This is a genomic window from Ensifer sp. YR511, from assembly GCF_900103045.1.
GTDB classification, from domain to species: domain Bacteria; phylum Pseudomonadota; class Alphaproteobacteria; order Rhizobiales; family Rhizobiaceae; genus Ensifer; species Ensifer adhaerens.
Genome location: NZ_FNGR01000011.1, coordinates 95,437 through 110,170 on the forward strand (window position 1 = coordinate 95,437; position 14,734 = coordinate 110,170).

Sequence of the window (14,734 nt, forward strand, 5' to 3'; positions counted from 1 at the left end):
GATGAGCCAAACCCAAGTCCAAGAAACAGAGAAGCCGCAGTTCTACCTCAAGGAAGAGCACCACCCGGAGCACAGCACCATGCTGGGCTTCTGGCTCTACCTGATGAGCGACTGCCTGATCTTCGCCGTTCTCTTCGCCACGCACGGTGTGGTCGGGCGCAACTACGCGGCAGGTCCCGCACCAGCCGACCTGTTCGACCTCAACCTCATCGCCATCAACACGGCGATGCTGCTGTTCTCGTCGATCACCTACGGCTTTGCCATGCTTCAGATGGAGCGCAACGCCAAGATGGAGACGCTGTTCTGGCTCGGCGTCACCGGCGTGTTCGGCGCGATCTTCCTCGCGCTCGAGCTCTATGAGTTCTACCACCTGATCCACGAGGGAGCCGGTCCGACGCGTTCGGCCTTCCTGTCCTCGTTCTTCACGCTGGTCGGCACCCACGGCCTGCACGTAACCTTCGGCATCATCTGGCTGATCACGCTGATGGTGCAGGTCAAGAAACATGGATTGAACCCGGAAAACCGCCGCCGCCTGATGTGCCTCTCCATGTTCTGGCACTTCCTCGACGTGATCTGGATCGGCGTCTTCTCCTTCGTCTATCTGTTGGGAGTACTCGGATGAGTTCGCAGCATCCTGGCCACGAAAGCGCGTTCGAGCCTCACCACGCGCACAGCCATCCGGGCGACGCTGCCGGGCATGGTTCGCTCAAGAGCTACATGACGGGCTTCATCCTGTCGGTGATCCTGACGGCTATCCCGTTCTGGCTGGTCATGAGCGGTGCGCTCGACAGCAAGTTGCTGACCGCCGTGCTCGTCATGGGTATCGGCGTCGTGCAGATCGTCGTGCACGTGATCTACTTCCTGCACATGAACGCCCGTTCGGAAGGTGGCTGGACGCTGATGGCGCTGATCTTCACGATCATCATCGTCGGCATCGCGCTCGCCGGCTCGCTCTGGGTCATGCATCACCTCAATACGAACATGATGCCGATGACCCACGAGATGATGAAGAACATGCCCTGATCAGGGGCGGGCAGACGCGAACATGACCGGCGGCAGCGACGTGAAAGGGGAGGGTGCGAAAGCGTCCTCTCGCGCCAGGTTCCTTCTGACCGGCGCGCTCCTGTTTCTTTGCGCCATCTTCGTGGCGCTCGGGACCTGGCAGATCCAGCGGCTCTTCTGGAAGCTCGATCTGATCGCTCGCGTCGATGCGCGTGTGCACGCTGACGCCGTCCCGGCCCCGTCGCGGCCGGACTGGGGTGGCATCACCCGAGAGAACGACGAATACCTTCGCGTCACGGCAACGGGTACCTTTAGCCACGACAAGTCGGTTCTGGTGCAGGCCGTAACCGAGCGGGGCGCCGGGTTCTGGGTCTTGACGCCGATGCGCCGCGAAGACGGCGCGACGGTTCTCGTCAATCGCGGCTTCGTGCCCGCCGACCGGCGCGATCGGACTGCCCGCGCCGCAGGCGAAACGCCCGGCACCACCGGGATCACCGGGCTCTTGCGCATCAGCGAACCCGGCGGCGCCTTTCTTCGCTCCAACGATCCGGCTAGCGATCGCTGGTTTTCCCGCGATGTCGCGGCAATCGCGGCAGCACAAGAGCTGACGGATGTCGCGCCCTATTTCATCGACGCGGACGCGACGCCAAACCCAGGTGGCCTACCGATCGGCGGTCTCACAGTCGTCAGCTTCCGCAACAGCCATCTTGTCTACGCGCTGACCTGGTTCGCGCTGGCGGCCATGAGTGTGGGGGGCGCGTGGCTCGTCTACCGGCGGCGGGTCGCCTAAACGTCCAGGCCCATTGACCGGTCGTGTGAATGGGGCTTCCGTCAAACATTAAAGATGAGTAATGGAGGAAGGAATTAGCCGGAGGCGTCGCCTCGTCCCTAGAGCATTGGATACGCCTCGATGTCGTTTCAACCGCGGATGCAGAACAAGATTTCCGGGTTCAAGGTGATCGGCGGCCTGCACCGGCGCGAATGGAACGGGATCATCGCCGACGTCTGGGACGTCGAATGCGAGGCGAGGGCAGGTGGCCACTACCTCTCGGATGATCCGCGCATGTTCATCGTGCTCGACGCTGAAGGCGGTAGCCGTTGCAACGTCAGACTTTCGCCCGATGGGCGCGGCGCGGTCGAGAACGAGCGCCAGCAGGCGCTTTCCTATATCCCGGCGGGCATGGAAATCTGGGCGGACATGGTCGATGTCAGGCGTATCCGCCACCTCGACCTGCATTTCAATCTCGAGGTTCTCGGCCGACGGCTGGAGGAGGAGCTCGATGCGGGGCGATGCGACACGCCACGGCTGATGTTTTACGACGAACGCTTCCTGCAGCTTGCACAGCTGATCGCCGCCGAGTGCCTCAATCCGCAGCCCTTGCACGATCTCTACGGCGATGGCCTGACGGTCGCATTGTTCATCGACCTGATGAAGCTTAATCGCAGCGATGCCCGCAAACGCAGCGCGCTTGCCACCTGGCAACTCCGCCGGGCGGTCGAATACATCGACGAGAACTGGGGGCGCAACATCCGCCTGGAGGAGCTGGCGTCCCTTGCCGGACTGTCGCAGTCGCACTTCAGTCACGCCTTCAAGGCGTCGACCGGCATGGCACCGCACCAGTGGCAGACCAATGCGCGGGTTGAGAGAGCCAAGCAACTGTTGCTGAAGAACGAGGCGTCGCTGACGACGGTTGCGGCCGAGACCGGCTTCTCCGACCAGGCGCACTTCACCCGGGTCTTCCGCAAGGTCGTGGGCGCGACGCCTGCGTCTTGGAAACGCAGCCGATTGAGCTGAGCAAGTTCCATCTTGAAGGGCGGTTGTTCGCATCAAATAGCCCAGAAACGTTCAATTTCCGCTGATCGCGACAAGAGCCACCGCAATAGTTGATATAAACACTCACCTTATTAGAGGGTGTAAGCCGCCCCGCCTGTAAGGCACTGCGGTGGTTCGGGTGAGATGGCAGACAGATGATGGTAAGAGGCAAGGCAGTACGGCTGACGGAGTGGCTGGCAAGCGGGGTCGCCGCCATTGCGGTTCTGGCCACCGGCGCGGCAATGGCGCAGGATGCGCCGGCGACAAGGCTGGAAACGATCGAGGCGACCGGCGCGAGGACGGAGAACGACGCCACAGGTCCGGTCGACGGCTATGTCGCCAAGGCGACGACGACCGGCTCGAAATCCGCAACTCCGATCGCTGAGATCCCGCAGAGCGTTTCCGTCGTCGGACGCGAGGAGCTTGACGACCGCGGCGTCGTCAACAAGGTCGACGAAGCGCTGCGCTACACGCCGGGCGTGATGGCCGAGCCCTTCGGCGTCGATCCGGATACCGACTGGTTCTACATCCGCGGCTTCGACGCGACGCAGACCGGCGTGTTCCTCGACGGCCTCAACCTCTTTTCCTACGGCTTCGGCGGGTTCCAGATCGATCCCTTCATGCTGGAACGTGTCGAGGTGCTGAAAGGTCCGGCTTCGGTGCTTTATGGCGGCGCCAATCCGGGCGGGATCGTCAGCCTCATCAGCAAGCGGCCGACGGAGGGAAGCTCCGCCTATGTCGAGACGGGCATCAACAACAACGGCAATGCCTTCCTCGGGATTGACGTGAACCGGCAGCTGGACGACGCAATCAACTATCGCGTCACCGGCAAGATCTCAGGTGGCGACAACTATGTGGACCATTCGGAGGATCTGCGCGGCTTCATCCTGCCGCAGATCACCTATCAGCCCGACGACGCGACCAGCTTGACCGTCTACGGCCTGCTGCAGGGGCTCGATCAGGTTCATACCGGTGGCGGCTTCCTGCCCTATGTCGGCTCGGTCGTCGATGCGCCCTTCGGCAAGATCGACCGCAAGGCCTTCTTTGGCGAGCCGGACATCGATACCGGAACTTATGTGCAGCAGATGCTCGGCTACGAATTCAAGCACGAGTTCGACAGCGGCTGGCAGTTCAGTCAGAACCTTCGCTACGGTCATCTCTACAAGCACGAGAACGGGCCTTACACCTACGGCTACTACGATCCGAGCCTTCCTTTTCCGGTTTCGAACACGCCGGCGACCCCGGACAACCTGCTTTATCGCCTCGGCTTCGAGGCGACGTCGAAGGTCGATACGTTCGCCGCCGACAACCGGCTCGAAGGCGAGTTCGAGACGGGAGCGCTCGAGCATACGCTGCTCGTCGGCCTCGACTACAAGTTCTTCCGGCTGGACCACGTCCAGGCGTCGTCGGCGGGAACGCCGATCAGCGCTACTGATCCGGTCTATGGCGCGCCGCAACCCGCGAACGCCATCTACATCAACCAGGTGATCACACAGCAGCAGATCGGCGTCTACGCGCAGGACCAGATCCGCTTTGGCGACGGCTGGCTCGTCACGCTCAACGGTCGCTACGACTATGTCGACACCAAGACCGACAACGGACCGACCTTCTGGGCGCCGACCCAGAATTCGAGTTTCGACTACAGCGAAGGCGCGCTTAGCGGCCGCGCCGGCCTTGCCTATGAATTCGACAACGGCCTCACCCCTTACGTCAGCGCCGCGACCTTCTTCAATCCGGTCGTGGCGGTAACGGCGACCGGCAACACCAAGCCGGAAGAGGGTGAGCAGTTCGAGGCCGGGATCAAGTACGAACCGACCTTTTTTGATGGCGTGCTGACGGCGTCCATCTACCAGCTGACCAAGCGCAACGCTCTCGTCACCGATCCGCTGACCAGCATCTCGACCCAGACCGGCGAAGTGCGTTCCCGCGGCATCGAGTTCGAGGGCAAGGTCAATCTCGACGAAAGCTGGAAGCTGATTGCGGGCCTCGATTTCATGGATATCGAGGTGACCGAGGACGCAAACCGTGCGCTGATCGGCAAATCGCCCTATCTCGTCCCCGATACGCAGGCTTCGCTGTGGCTCGACTACACGGTGCAGCAGGGCGCGCTGGAAGGCCTCAGCCTCGGCGCCGGCGTGCGCTATCGCGGCGAGAGCTGGGCGGACAAGGAAAATACCGCGAAGGTGCCGGCGTCGACCGTCTTCGACGCAGCCCTGCGCTACGAGAAGGACGGCTGGGGCGCTGCCCTCAATGTCACCAACCTGTTCGACAAGCACTATGTCAGCGGCTGCAATGGCCTGCTTGTTTGCGGATATGGCGATGCGCGCACGGTCACGTTGAAGCTCAGCAAGACCTGGTGAGATCGTTCGGCTGATCGATGACCTGCTAAAGCAAACAGGGCGCTCGACCCGTGCCGGGGAGCGCCCTGTTTTTAACCCGGAGTGCCACTATCGCACGCCAAAGGCGCCGACGGCTGAGAGCTCTCGAAACGGGTAGTGGCCTTTAAATGGAGAGGCCCGCCGCCTTTTCAAGGGCGAGAGCCCCCCTTGGAGCGAATTACTTCGAGCCGATTGCAGCAAGGCCTGCTGTCGCGCAGTTTGCGTCAACGTCGCCCGACGGCGCACCGCCGACACCGATGCCGCCGACGAGCGCCTTGCCGAACTTGATCGGCACGCCGCCGGCCTGGATGACCATGCGTGCGTCCATGTCGCGGAGACCTTCATTGGCGGGCTTGGAAGCGATGAATTCGCCGAGGCCAGCCGTGTCGCGCCCCATGGCCGCCGAGGTGAAGGCCTTGCCCTGGGCGCTGTTTCCGGTGTGCGGACCGGAATTGTCGGCCTTCAGCAGCACCTTGGTCGAACCGTCCCGTGCAACGACCGCGACGCTGACATTGTGGCCTTCGGCGGCGCATGCCTTCAGCGCTGCGTCGGCCGCCTTGACGGCCATGTCGAGCGGCAGGTAGGCGGCGGTCGGAAGCTCCTGGGCGGTGGCGGCAACGGGAGCGAGAAGAGCTGCTGCAAGCACGATATTGCGGATCATCAATGGGTTCCTTTCCTGTTGATATGGAAAGGTTATTGCGGGACGCCGCCCATCGATATTCGTAGCTCTTCCATCACCATCCGTAGTTCTACGGAGTTTGCGTCCCTTCGAGCCAGATGCGGGTCAACTCCGCCTGCGAGGTGCTGCCGAGCTTGGCGCTGATCGCCGCGCGATGGCTTTCCACCGTTCGCGGCGAGAGGCCGAGCCCCTCGGCGATCTGGCGGGTGGTGAAACCTGCAGCGATGCGATCGAGAACCTCGCGCTCACGCTGCGTGAGCGCTGCCAACAGAGCAAGAGTTTCCGCCTTTTCCGCCCGTGCCTGCATCGTACGCACCAGTATTTCCTGCCCCTTGTGGATCGCGTCGATCAGGTCCTCTTCGTCTATGGGCTTGGAGAGAAAGTCGATGGCGCCGTTGCGGAAGGCGCGCCGGCAAGCTTCGATATCGCCATGGCCGGAAATGACGATTGTCGGCCAGTCCACGCCATTTTCGCGGAGCTTTTCCTGCAGCTTCAGCCCGGAGATCGCCGGCATGCGGATGTCGAGGATCAGGCAACCCGGCTCAAGGCGCGACAATTGCCCGATAAAAGCCTGCGGATCGGCGAAGGGGATGACCTTGATGCCGACCGTCGAGAGCAGCAGGCCGAGCGCGCGGCGGACCGCATCGTCGTCGTCGACGAGATAGACGGGAACGGTCATTGTGTCTCTTCCAGACGGGCTCGCGCCTTGGGCAGTGTCACCCGGAAGGTGGCGCCCTCGTCGCCGGCCACCAATGTAATCTCGCCGCCGACGCGTTCCACCAAGCGTTGGCTGAGGGCGAGGCCAAGTCCCGTGCCGCCCGCCCGCGTCGTCATGAACGGGGTGAAAAGGCGCGGGCGCAAGGCTTCGGGAATACCTGGGCCATTGTCGACGACATCGAAAACCACCATGGAGTCTTCTTGCCTCAAGGTCACGACCACGCCGGGCGCTTCGCCTGCGTGACCGTCAAGTGCTTCCATCGCATTACGCACCAGATTGAAGGCTACCTGCTCGATTTCGACCGGGTCGCCTGTCACGATCACCGGCGTTTCCGGCAGGTGGAACTCCAGCAGGATGCTGCGGGACCGGGCGTCCTGCTCCAGCAGCGCCTCGACATTGCCGAGCGCTCGGCGCAGGTCGAATGCACTCACAGGTACCGCATTCGGCTGCGACCAGTTGCGGAACCGCTCAAGAATACCGGAAGCCCGGCGCGCCTGGCTGATGGTATCGTCGAGCACGGAGGCGAGGGCAGCGTGGTTCCCCTGGTTGAGGAGGCGACGCCCGGCTTGAGCCTGCGCGAGGATTGCGGTCAAGGGTTGGTTCAACTCGTGGGCCATGCCGCTTGCCATCTCTCCAAGCGCATTGACCCGTGAGGCATGGCTAAGCCGCGAATCGAGCGCGCTCAGCCGTGCCTGCTGTTCCGCCGCGCGGGTTCGCGCCCGTTGGCGCAAGGCCGCCAAGCCTGCGAGATAGGCGAGCGTCAGGGCGACGAACGTCAGGCCAGTCTGTAGGGGCGGAAACATATCGGAGAGACCGATATCCATACCGGTTTCGAGCAAGAGCGGTTGTGACGCGCTGCTGAGCGGCCTGGAGAAGCGGATGGCATTGGGCAGCGTGGCCGGCTGAAGCAGATTGTGCCCGTCCGGCAGCGAAAGCCGGACGGCCGTGCTCGATCGGGACCAGAAAGGCCCGCCATCGCCGATCAGCTTGCCGGCATCGATGGCGAGCATCAACCCGTAGCGCGCCTCGTTCGTGTTGGGGCTGCGCTTGACCATCATGTAATGATCGGGGCGCTGCGGATGCGGCAGAAGCGCAATCCGGCCGTCGGAAGCTTTGGCCGCCGCACGAATGCGCTTGGCCGTCGCCGCATCCAGCGGACCGGTCCCGATCGTCTCTGTCTCCGGATCAAGCGAGATAAGCTGGACTTCATCAATGCGCGGATAGAAGCGGGTAATCGTGCGCGCGACATCCAGGAAGAGATCGTGCCGGCGCCCTTCGGACGCAACCGCCACGGCCGAAAGCGCCGTCAAATGGGCATCGTGCTGATCGGCGCGCTGGGAGGCCAGCCCATGGAGCACGGTACTTTCCTGCTCCAGTTCGGCAACGAGGGACTGTCGCTCACGAGCGCCGAGAGCCACGGCCCCGACAAGCAGGAGGAGACACCAAAGGGCAGCAAGAAAAAAGGGCCGCTCAAGAAACGGACGGTTGTTCGGTAACATTGATCATTCTTGTCATTTGCAGACTTTCTTGCACAGCCTTCCATTGCTGCTGTCCGGCTGCGCGGGGCGCCTGCCGGGGAAAATACGGTCCCGACGACAGAAAATCCAGAGCGCGTCGCGCGGCGCTACCCCGAAGGATCGCGAAGCACGGCCGGCCGTTTCAGCCCGGCTTGCGCGCGATCACGAGCTTCGCCTTGAGGATCTGCACGACCTCGTTGCGCTGGTTGATCGTCTGGCTGACGACGACGGCGATGCCGCGGTCCGGTTTCGAGCGCGAGGGAATGATCTCGACCACCTCGCTTTCGACACGCAGGGTATCGCCGGGCCGCGTCGGGGCCGGCCAAGTGATGTCTCCGCCCGCGCCGATGAGGCCACCGGCGAAAGGCAGGCCGGTCTCCACGTTCAGCCGCATCGTGATCGCCGCCGTGTGCCACCCGCTTGCGGCCAGGCCCTTGAAGAGCGTGTCACTGGCGGCCGCCTCGTCCAGATGAAACGGCTGCGGGTCGAACTGCGCGGCAAAAGTCTTGATCTGCGCCTCGTCGACCGTATGCGTCGCGCTGGTAAAGCGTTGCACGACGTGAAGATCCTCCAGATAGAGACGATCCGGTCTGGAACCTTGCATGGGCCTTCCTCCTTCCATCGTATCTTCGAATTAGTGTGCGCCACCCGCGCCGGCGCCGCCGAGTTGGATCTTGCGGGTGAAGAGCAGCGCGATGGCTGCAAGCGCCAGCACGATCCCGATCACCGCGAAGGTATCACTGAAACCGAGGATCAGCGCCTGCCGGCGAACCGTAGCACCGATCACGGCGATCGCCTTGTGCTGTGCGACGGCGGCATCGGTGACGCCATGGGCCATGAAATGCCGCGTCAGATCGCCGATCCGGTCGCGGACTTCGTCGCGATAGACGGTCACCGACTGGCCGATGATGTTTGAGTGAAACTGCTCACGCTTGGTCAGCACCGTCGCAAGGGTGGCCGTGCCGACGGCGCCGCCGAGATTGCGCAGCATGTTCGACAGGCCCGAGGCGGCTGCCGCGTCGTTCGGGGCGATACGGGCGGTGGTGATCACCGTGATCGGCGTCAGCACCAGCGCCTGACCGATGGCGCGTACGATATTCGGGATGAAGAACTGGTCGCCGGCACTGTCGAGCGACAGCGTCGTGTTCATGAAACAGCTGGCCGCGAAGATGCTTATGCCGACGAAACCGATGTAGCGCACGTCGAACCGCTTCATCAGCGCCGGCACGAGCGGGATGATGAGAAGCTGCGGCAGCCCGGTCCAGGCAAGCACGAGGCCAATCTGCTCGGCATTGTAGCGCTGCACCTGGCCGAGATACTGCGGCAGGATGTAGACCGTGCCGAACAGGGCGACGCCGACAAGCACGTTGACGAGAACGCCGACCCCGAAATTGCGCTGCTTGAGCAGGCGCAATTGCACCAGCGGCTTTTCGACCTTGAGCTCTATGATGATGAAGGCGATCAGGAACACGGCCGCCGTCAAAGCGAGCTTGACGATGAACGGCGATTGGAACCAGTCGTCCTTGTTGCCTTCCTCCAGAACCGTCTGCAGCGCCGAAAGGCCGATGGCCATGGTAATAATGCCGGCCCAATCGCCCTCCTTGAGCAGGGACAATTGCATCGGCTTCTTCTCAAGGGTGAAGTAGAGCGCAATTACCATCACCAGGCTCGGCGGGGCGTTGACGAAGAAGATCGACTGCCAGCCATAATTCTCGGTGAGATAGCCGCCGATCGTCGGGCCAATCGCCGGGGCGAAGGTGACCGAGAGCGCAAACAGCGCCAGGCCGAGCGGCTGCTGCGCTTTGGGCAGGCGGGTCAACACCATGGTGAAGGCCATCGGAATGAGCACGCCGCCGGCAAAACCCTGCAGACCGCGCAGCGCAATCATCGAGCCTAGATCATGGGCAAACGCACAGGCCGCCGAAAACAGCGGAAACAGGATGGCGTTCGTCAGCATATAGCGCCGGAACGAGAAGACGCGGCTCAAATAGTCGGTGAGCGGGATCACGACGATTTCGCCGATGAGATACGAGGTCGATATCCAGGCGCCGTTGTCGACGCCGGTACCGATGCCGCCTTCGATATCGAGCAGCGAGGCGTTGGTAATCTGGATGTTGAGGATCGCCATGAAGGCGCCGATCAGGCCGGCAAGAACGGAAATCCAGGCCGTCGTACTTGCCTTGTCGGGCGACGTTGCTGCGGGCTCACGCACGCCGGGCGAAACCATGGGCATCGTGGTGGTGGACATTGCATCCTCCTGCCAGCCCTTAAAGCTGGGAACGGCGCCTGAGCGTCCTTCAGTTTATGCTTGCCGACACGGCGGCCACCGCCGTTCCTGCGGTTCGGGTGTCGATCGTCGGGTAGACGGACATGCCGGGCCGCAGCACCACGTCGTGCGGACTGTCGCGATTGATCACGATCTTGACGGGGATGCGCTGCACCACCTTGGTGAAGTTTCCCGTCGCATTGTCGGGCGGCAGCAGCGCAAATTCCTGGCCGCTTGCCGGCGAGATGCTGTCGACGTGGCCCTCGAAGACCTGGCCCGGGAAGGTGTCCACCTCTATCGCCACGGTCTGGCCGGGAACGACATCGGCAAGCTGTGTTTCCTTGTAGTTGGCAACGATGTAGGCCGCGTGCGTGGGCACGACTGCCATCAGCTGTGTCCCGGCCTGCACATATTGACCGACGCGCAAGGTGCGGTTGCCGATCACGCCGTCGATCGGTGCTGCGAGCGCGGTGTAGGAGAGGTTGAGCTCGGCCTGATGATCGGCCGCCTTCGCGCTGTCTAGCGCGGCCTTTGCTTGTGCGACTTCGGCTTTGATCACGTCGAGCTGCTTGACCGCGCTTGCGAGCGCTGCCGTGTCGCGCGTCACCGCGGCCCTTGCGGCGGCAATGCGTGAGGCCGCCTGTTGCGCGTTCTGCAGGGTACCGAAGCCTTGCCTTGCGAGCTCCGAATAGCGCCTGTCGTCCTGCTCGGCGAAGGTTTGGTCGGCCTTGTCGGCCTCGACCGTCGCCTTGGCCGAATCGATCACGGATTGCTGTGCGATGAGAGCCGATTGCTTGTTTGCGATATTGGCCTCGGCGGCTTCGACGCCGGCCCTGGTCTGTTCGAGGCTGACTGTGAAGTCCCGATCGTCGATGCGGGCGAGAACCTGTCCGGCCTTGACCTGCTGGTTGTCGGTGACCAGCACCTCGGCGATATGGCCCGAGACCTTTGGGGCAATGGTCGTGCTATCGGCCTTCACATAGGCGTCGTCGGTCGACACCTCGAAGCGACCCGTCGTCCAGTAGGCCCAACCGAAATCGGTCGCGCCGGCGACGGCGGCGATGGCAACGGATGCGAAAAGCACATTGCGGAGCCAGCGCCTGCGGGTTCCGATAGCGTTCGTGGCGATCACAGTCGGGATGACAGGCAGCGTCCGCTGTGCCTCCACGCCGGGCACGGCCTCCATCGTTTTCATAGGCTGGGCATTTTCGATGCTGAATGACTGCTGGCTCATTTCCGGTTCCTTTCACCGGTGCGGCGCGCGTCGAAATGAACGGTTGGCCAAATACGGAAACTTTATGCTTTCCAAAATATTCGCGCCGCCGATTGCTGTCAAACGAATTTGGAAAGTTTGGCCGTTCCATAATCTGAGCTGTCACCCAGGTAACATGATTACGAGGCGTTCGCGATCGACGGCGCCCGCGCCATCTTCAGTTGGCCGAACATGACCGCTATCTCAATGCGGCTACCGGGGCGCATATTCCGCGTGAACCTCACGACCCGGTTCTGAGGTATTTGTCACGCCGAGCCCTTAAAGCCCGGCCTGTCGCATCTCGCTTGCCAGAAACTCGGTGAAGGCCTTCACCTTCGGCAGCAACAGCCGATTGGTAGGATAGACCGCGTAGATGCCGCGTTCGGCGAGCTTGTGACCAGGCAGCACCTGGCAGAGCTTGCCCTCGGCAAGCAACGGCGTGGCGATGAAGGAGGGCAACACGCCAATGCCGATGCCCGCCTGAATCATTTCGCTGAGCATCAGGCTGTTGTCGGCGACGAAACGTGCCGGCAGGTCGATCATGACGGCGCCGTCAGGCCCTTCCAGCCTCCAGCTGCCGGGCTGGTCGGCCAGGCGATAGGTGAGGCAATGGTGGCTCTTGAGATCGGCAACGGTCGCGGGCGTGCCATTGTCTGCGAGATAGGCCGGGGCGGCGCAGATGACTTGGCCAATGTCGCCGAGCCGCCGGGCGATCAGCGATGAATCCGTCAGAGCCGCGCGCACCCGGATGGAAACGTCAAAGCCTTCCGAAACGACGTCGAGCACGTGGTCGTCGAGCGTCATGTCGACCTTCAATTGCGGATGAAGTGTCATGAAGCGCGCGAGCATCGGCGCAAGCACGGTCAATCCGAAGGAGAGGGGCGCATTGAGCCGGAGCCGGCCGTTGATCTCGCCGGCCTCGCCGGAGGTGGTGCGCTCCAGATGATCGAGCTCGTCGAGAAGCCGGCAGCATTCGGAAAAATAGGCGCGTCCGTTTTCCGACAGGCTCATGCGCCGGGTCGTGCGCACGATGAGCACGGCCCCGAGCCGTTCTTCCAGTTGCCGGACCTGCTTGCTGATCGACGCGTTCGACTGTCCGAGCTCCTCCGCCGCCTTGTTGAAGCTCTGAAGTTCGATGACGCGGCGGAACGAACGCATGGCGGCCAGCAGATCCATATTTTCTCCAGAGTAAATTATATTTTCAATTCATCGCTGATTATTCTCTTCAGCGCCAGCAATAAGGTGAGCCCAGCTTCCTGATATCGCGGGAAGACCAGAAGAAGGAGTTCATCATGTTCAACACCGCAGTCCTGGAGCGTGTCTTGGTCGCTTCTCTCGTCGCCAGCCTCGTCGGCGGCACGGCCTTCGCGCAGGAGGTCGGCAAGAGCCCGTGGGGGCCGAAGGATGAGATCGGGCGCCTCAATCTCATCACGCCGGATTCCCGCGCCGCCATTTTGTCGCGGATCGAGGGGAGCAAGTCCTACGACCTCGCGGTCGAGTATTTCATCGGCATGCCCAGCTGGGAGGCGGCCGGGGACCCGCCCTACCAGATGTGGATGACGCACACGCCGAATGGCACCCTGGTCTCCGATCCGATGAAGGTCGGCAAGGAGATGAACGCCCATGTCAGCTACACCGGCTCGGCGGTTTCTATGTATGCCCACATGGGTACCCACATTGACGCGCTCAATCACTTCGGCCTGAACGGCAAGATCTGGAATGGCTATGCCGCCGCCGATCACCTCGGGGACCAGGGTTGGACCATCACCGGCGCCGAAAAGCTGCCGCCGATCGTCGCGCGCGGCGTGATGATCGACGTCGCGGCAGCCAAAGGCATGCAGATGCTGCCCGACAACTACCGGATCACGCGCAAGGATCTCGAAGACGCGCTGAAAAGCCAGGGCGTGACGCTGGCGGAGGGCGATGTCGCCTTGATCCGCACGGGTCGCATGCAGAACTACGAAGACAAGTCCGCCTATATGAGCAACCCTCCCGGCCTCAGCATCGACGCGGCAAAGTTCCTCGTCGAGGACGGCGGCGCCATGGTGGTGGGCGCAGATAACCTGAGCTTCGAAGCCTTCCCGGCCGAAACGGAAAACAACTACATTCCCGTTCACACCTACCTGCTCGCGCAGCAAGGCGCTCCGATCATTGAGCTCATCAATCTCGAAAAACTGTCCAAGGACAGGGTCTACGAGTTTGCCTTCGTCGGCGCGTCGTTGAAGTTCCGTGGCGCCGACGCAGCTCCGATCCGGCCGGTCGCCTTCCCGTTGCGATAGGCGGATGCCGTTAGACCATAATCGGCTGACCCGAGTGCCGCGGGATTGACCCCACGGCACTCGCCGTTTCCGCAACAAACGCCGCCCGATATTCATGCCGCAGGGCGACGTCCGTACACGAAAAATCTTGACATTGCACGCAAATGCACGAAATTGCCCGACCGCATCACAGCCATTATCAATGGAGGGCAGCATGAGCATTGCACACCGAATTCAAGTGGAAGACGTCACTATTCTCTCGGACGATTGGTACGTCCTGAAGAAGACCACCTTTTCCTTTCTGCGCGGCGACGGGAGCTGGCAGCGGCAGTCACGGGAAACCTACGATCGCGGCAACGGCGCGACGATCCTGCTCTACGATCCGGTCCGCCGCACCGTGATCCTGACCCGACAGTTTCGCTACCCAGCCTTCGTCAACGGCCATGATGACCTGCTCGTCGAGGCGCCGGCGGGACTGCTCGACAACGCCGAACCGGAAGCGCGCATCCGCGCGGAGACGGAGGAGGAGACGGGCTTTCTCCTGCGCGACGTGCGACAGGTGTTCGACGCCTTCATGAGCCCAGGCTCGGTGACCGAGCGCCTGCATTTCTTCGTTGGCGAGTACCAGCCCGACGACCGCACATCCCAGGGCGGCGGTAACGAAGACGAAGGCGAGGATATCGCAGTTCTCGAACTTGGCATAGACGAGGCGCTTGCCATGATCCGCTCTGGCGCCATCCGCGATGGCAAGACGATCATGCTTCTGCAGTACGCCGCCTTGAACCTGTTCTCCAACCGAGTACCGGTCGGCGGCGTTGCAGATTGAGGCTGCGGCGCCCACCCGCCTCTGG

15 protein-coding genes are annotated in these 14,734 nt (G+C 62.5%); 8 read left to right on the forward strand and 7 right to left on the reverse strand.

What is annotated here, in order from left to right; all coding sequences use genetic code 11:
- Nucleotide 1: 1 nt before the first annotated feature.
- The 5 genes from cyoC (at nt 2) to BLU15_RS19530 (ending at nt 5,175) form a co-directional block, all read left to right on the forward strand.
- Nucleotides 2-622, forward strand: coding sequence for a cytochrome o ubiquinol oxidase subunit III (gene cyoC / locus BLU15_RS19510; RefSeq protein WP_034790695.1), 621 nt, complete (start codon nt 2-4; stop codon nt 620-622).
- Complete coding sequence (gene cyoD / locus BLU15_RS19515; protein WP_034790693.1) at nt 619-1,023, forward strand: cytochrome o ubiquinol oxidase subunit IV; 405 nt, start codon at nt 619-621, stop codon at nt 1,021-1,023. Before cyoC ends, cyoD begins: the two co-directional genes overlap by 4 nt.
- Before the next feature lie 22 nt (nt 1,024-1,045).
- On the forward strand, nt 1,046-1,792 hold the full coding sequence (locus tag BLU15_RS19520; protein WP_090297269.1) for an SURF1 family protein: 747 nt from the start codon (nt 1,046-1,048) through the stop codon (nt 1,790-1,792).
- A gap of 120 nt (nt 1,793-1,912) precedes the next feature.
- Nucleotides 1,913-2,797 (forward strand): helix-turn-helix domain-containing protein, encoded by an 885-nt coding sequence (locus BLU15_RS19525; RefSeq protein ID WP_034790688.1) that lies wholly within the window; start codon nt 1,913-1,915, stop codon nt 2,795-2,797.
- A 173-nt stretch (nt 2,798-2,970) separates the two neighbouring features.
- The gene (locus BLU15_RS19530; RefSeq protein ID WP_090297272.1) at nt 2,971-5,175 is read left to right on the forward strand and encodes a TonB-dependent siderophore receptor; all 2,205 of its coding nucleotides are present in this window, start codon (nt 2,971-2,973) and stop codon (nt 5,173-5,175) included.
- Between the two features lie 196 nt (nt 5,176-5,371).
- Here BLU15_RS19530 and BLU15_RS19535 read toward each other — a convergent pair whose 3' ends face one another.
- The 3 genes from BLU15_RS19535 to BLU15_RS19545 all read right to left on the reverse strand — a co-directional run bounded on the left by BLU15_RS19535 (nt 5,372) and on the right by BLU15_RS19545 (nt 7,948).
- The gene (locus BLU15_RS19535) at nt 5,372-5,854 is read right to left on the reverse strand and encodes a GlcG/HbpS family heme-binding protein (protein WP_060583487.1); all 483 of its coding nucleotides are present in this window, start codon (nt 5,852-5,854) and stop codon (nt 5,372-5,374) included.
- A gap of 88 nt (nt 5,855-5,942) precedes the next feature.
- Complete coding sequence (locus BLU15_RS19540; protein WP_090297275.1) at nt 5,943-6,551, reverse strand: response regulator transcription factor; 609 nt, start codon at nt 6,549-6,551, stop codon at nt 5,943-5,945.
- Nucleotides 6,548-7,948, reverse strand: a complete 1,401-nt coding sequence (locus BLU15_RS19545; protein WP_244546776.1) for a sensor histidine kinase — start codon at nt 7,946-7,948, stop codon at nt 6,548-6,550. Before BLU15_RS19545 ends, BLU15_RS19540 begins: the two co-directional genes overlap by 4 nt.
- On the opposite strand from BLU15_RS19545, the gene BLU15_RS40010 reads away from it, so the two are divergent.
- Entirely contained in the window at nt 7,940-8,086 is a 147-nt protein-coding gene (locus tag BLU15_RS40010; protein WP_234798769.1) for a hypothetical protein, read from the forward strand. The genes BLU15_RS19545 and BLU15_RS40010 overlap by 9 nt on opposite strands.
- Before the next feature lie 163 nt (nt 8,087-8,249).
- On the opposite strand, the gene BLU15_RS19550 is transcribed toward BLU15_RS40010, so the two are convergent.
- From BLU15_RS19550 to BLU15_RS19565, 4 genes are all read right to left on the reverse strand, one after another.
- A complete protein-coding gene (locus tag BLU15_RS19550; RefSeq protein WP_090297279.1) occupies nt 8,250-8,711 on the reverse strand; it encodes a MaoC family dehydratase in 462 nt (153 codons plus the stop codon).
- A 30-nt stretch (nt 8,712-8,741) separates the two neighbouring features.
- Nucleotides 8,742-10,334 carry a DHA2 family efflux MFS transporter permease subunit gene (locus BLU15_RS19555; protein WP_090297414.1) on the reverse strand — a complete coding sequence of 531 codons (1,593 nt, stop codon included), beginning with the start codon at nt 10,332-10,334 and terminating at the stop codon, nt 8,742-8,744.
- Nucleotides 10,335-10,404: 70 nt separating this feature from the next.
- Nucleotides 10,405-11,607 carry an HlyD family secretion protein gene (locus BLU15_RS19560; RefSeq protein ID WP_060583493.1) on the reverse strand — a complete coding sequence of 401 codons (1,203 nt, stop codon included), beginning with the start codon at nt 11,605-11,607 and terminating at the stop codon, nt 10,405-10,407.
- A 297-nt stretch (nt 11,608-11,904) separates the two neighbouring features.
- The gene (locus BLU15_RS19565; RefSeq protein ID WP_060521125.1) at nt 11,905-12,801 is read right to left on the reverse strand and encodes a LysR family transcriptional regulator; all 897 of its coding nucleotides are present in this window, start codon (nt 12,799-12,801) and stop codon (nt 11,905-11,907) included.
- Between the two features lie 116 nt (nt 12,802-12,917).
- On the opposite strand from BLU15_RS19565, the gene BLU15_RS19570 reads away from it, so the two are divergent.
- On the forward strand, nt 12,918-13,904 hold the full coding sequence (locus tag BLU15_RS19570; protein ID WP_090297282.1) for a cyclase family protein: 987 nt from the start codon (nt 12,918-12,920) through the stop codon (nt 13,902-13,904).
- A 193-nt stretch (nt 13,905-14,097) separates the two neighbouring features.
- Nucleotides 14,098-14,709, forward strand: coding sequence for an NUDIX hydrolase (locus BLU15_RS19575; protein WP_090297285.1), 612 nt, complete (start codon nt 14,098-14,100; stop codon nt 14,707-14,709).
- The last annotated feature ends 25 nt before the right edge of the window (nt 14,710-14,734 follow it).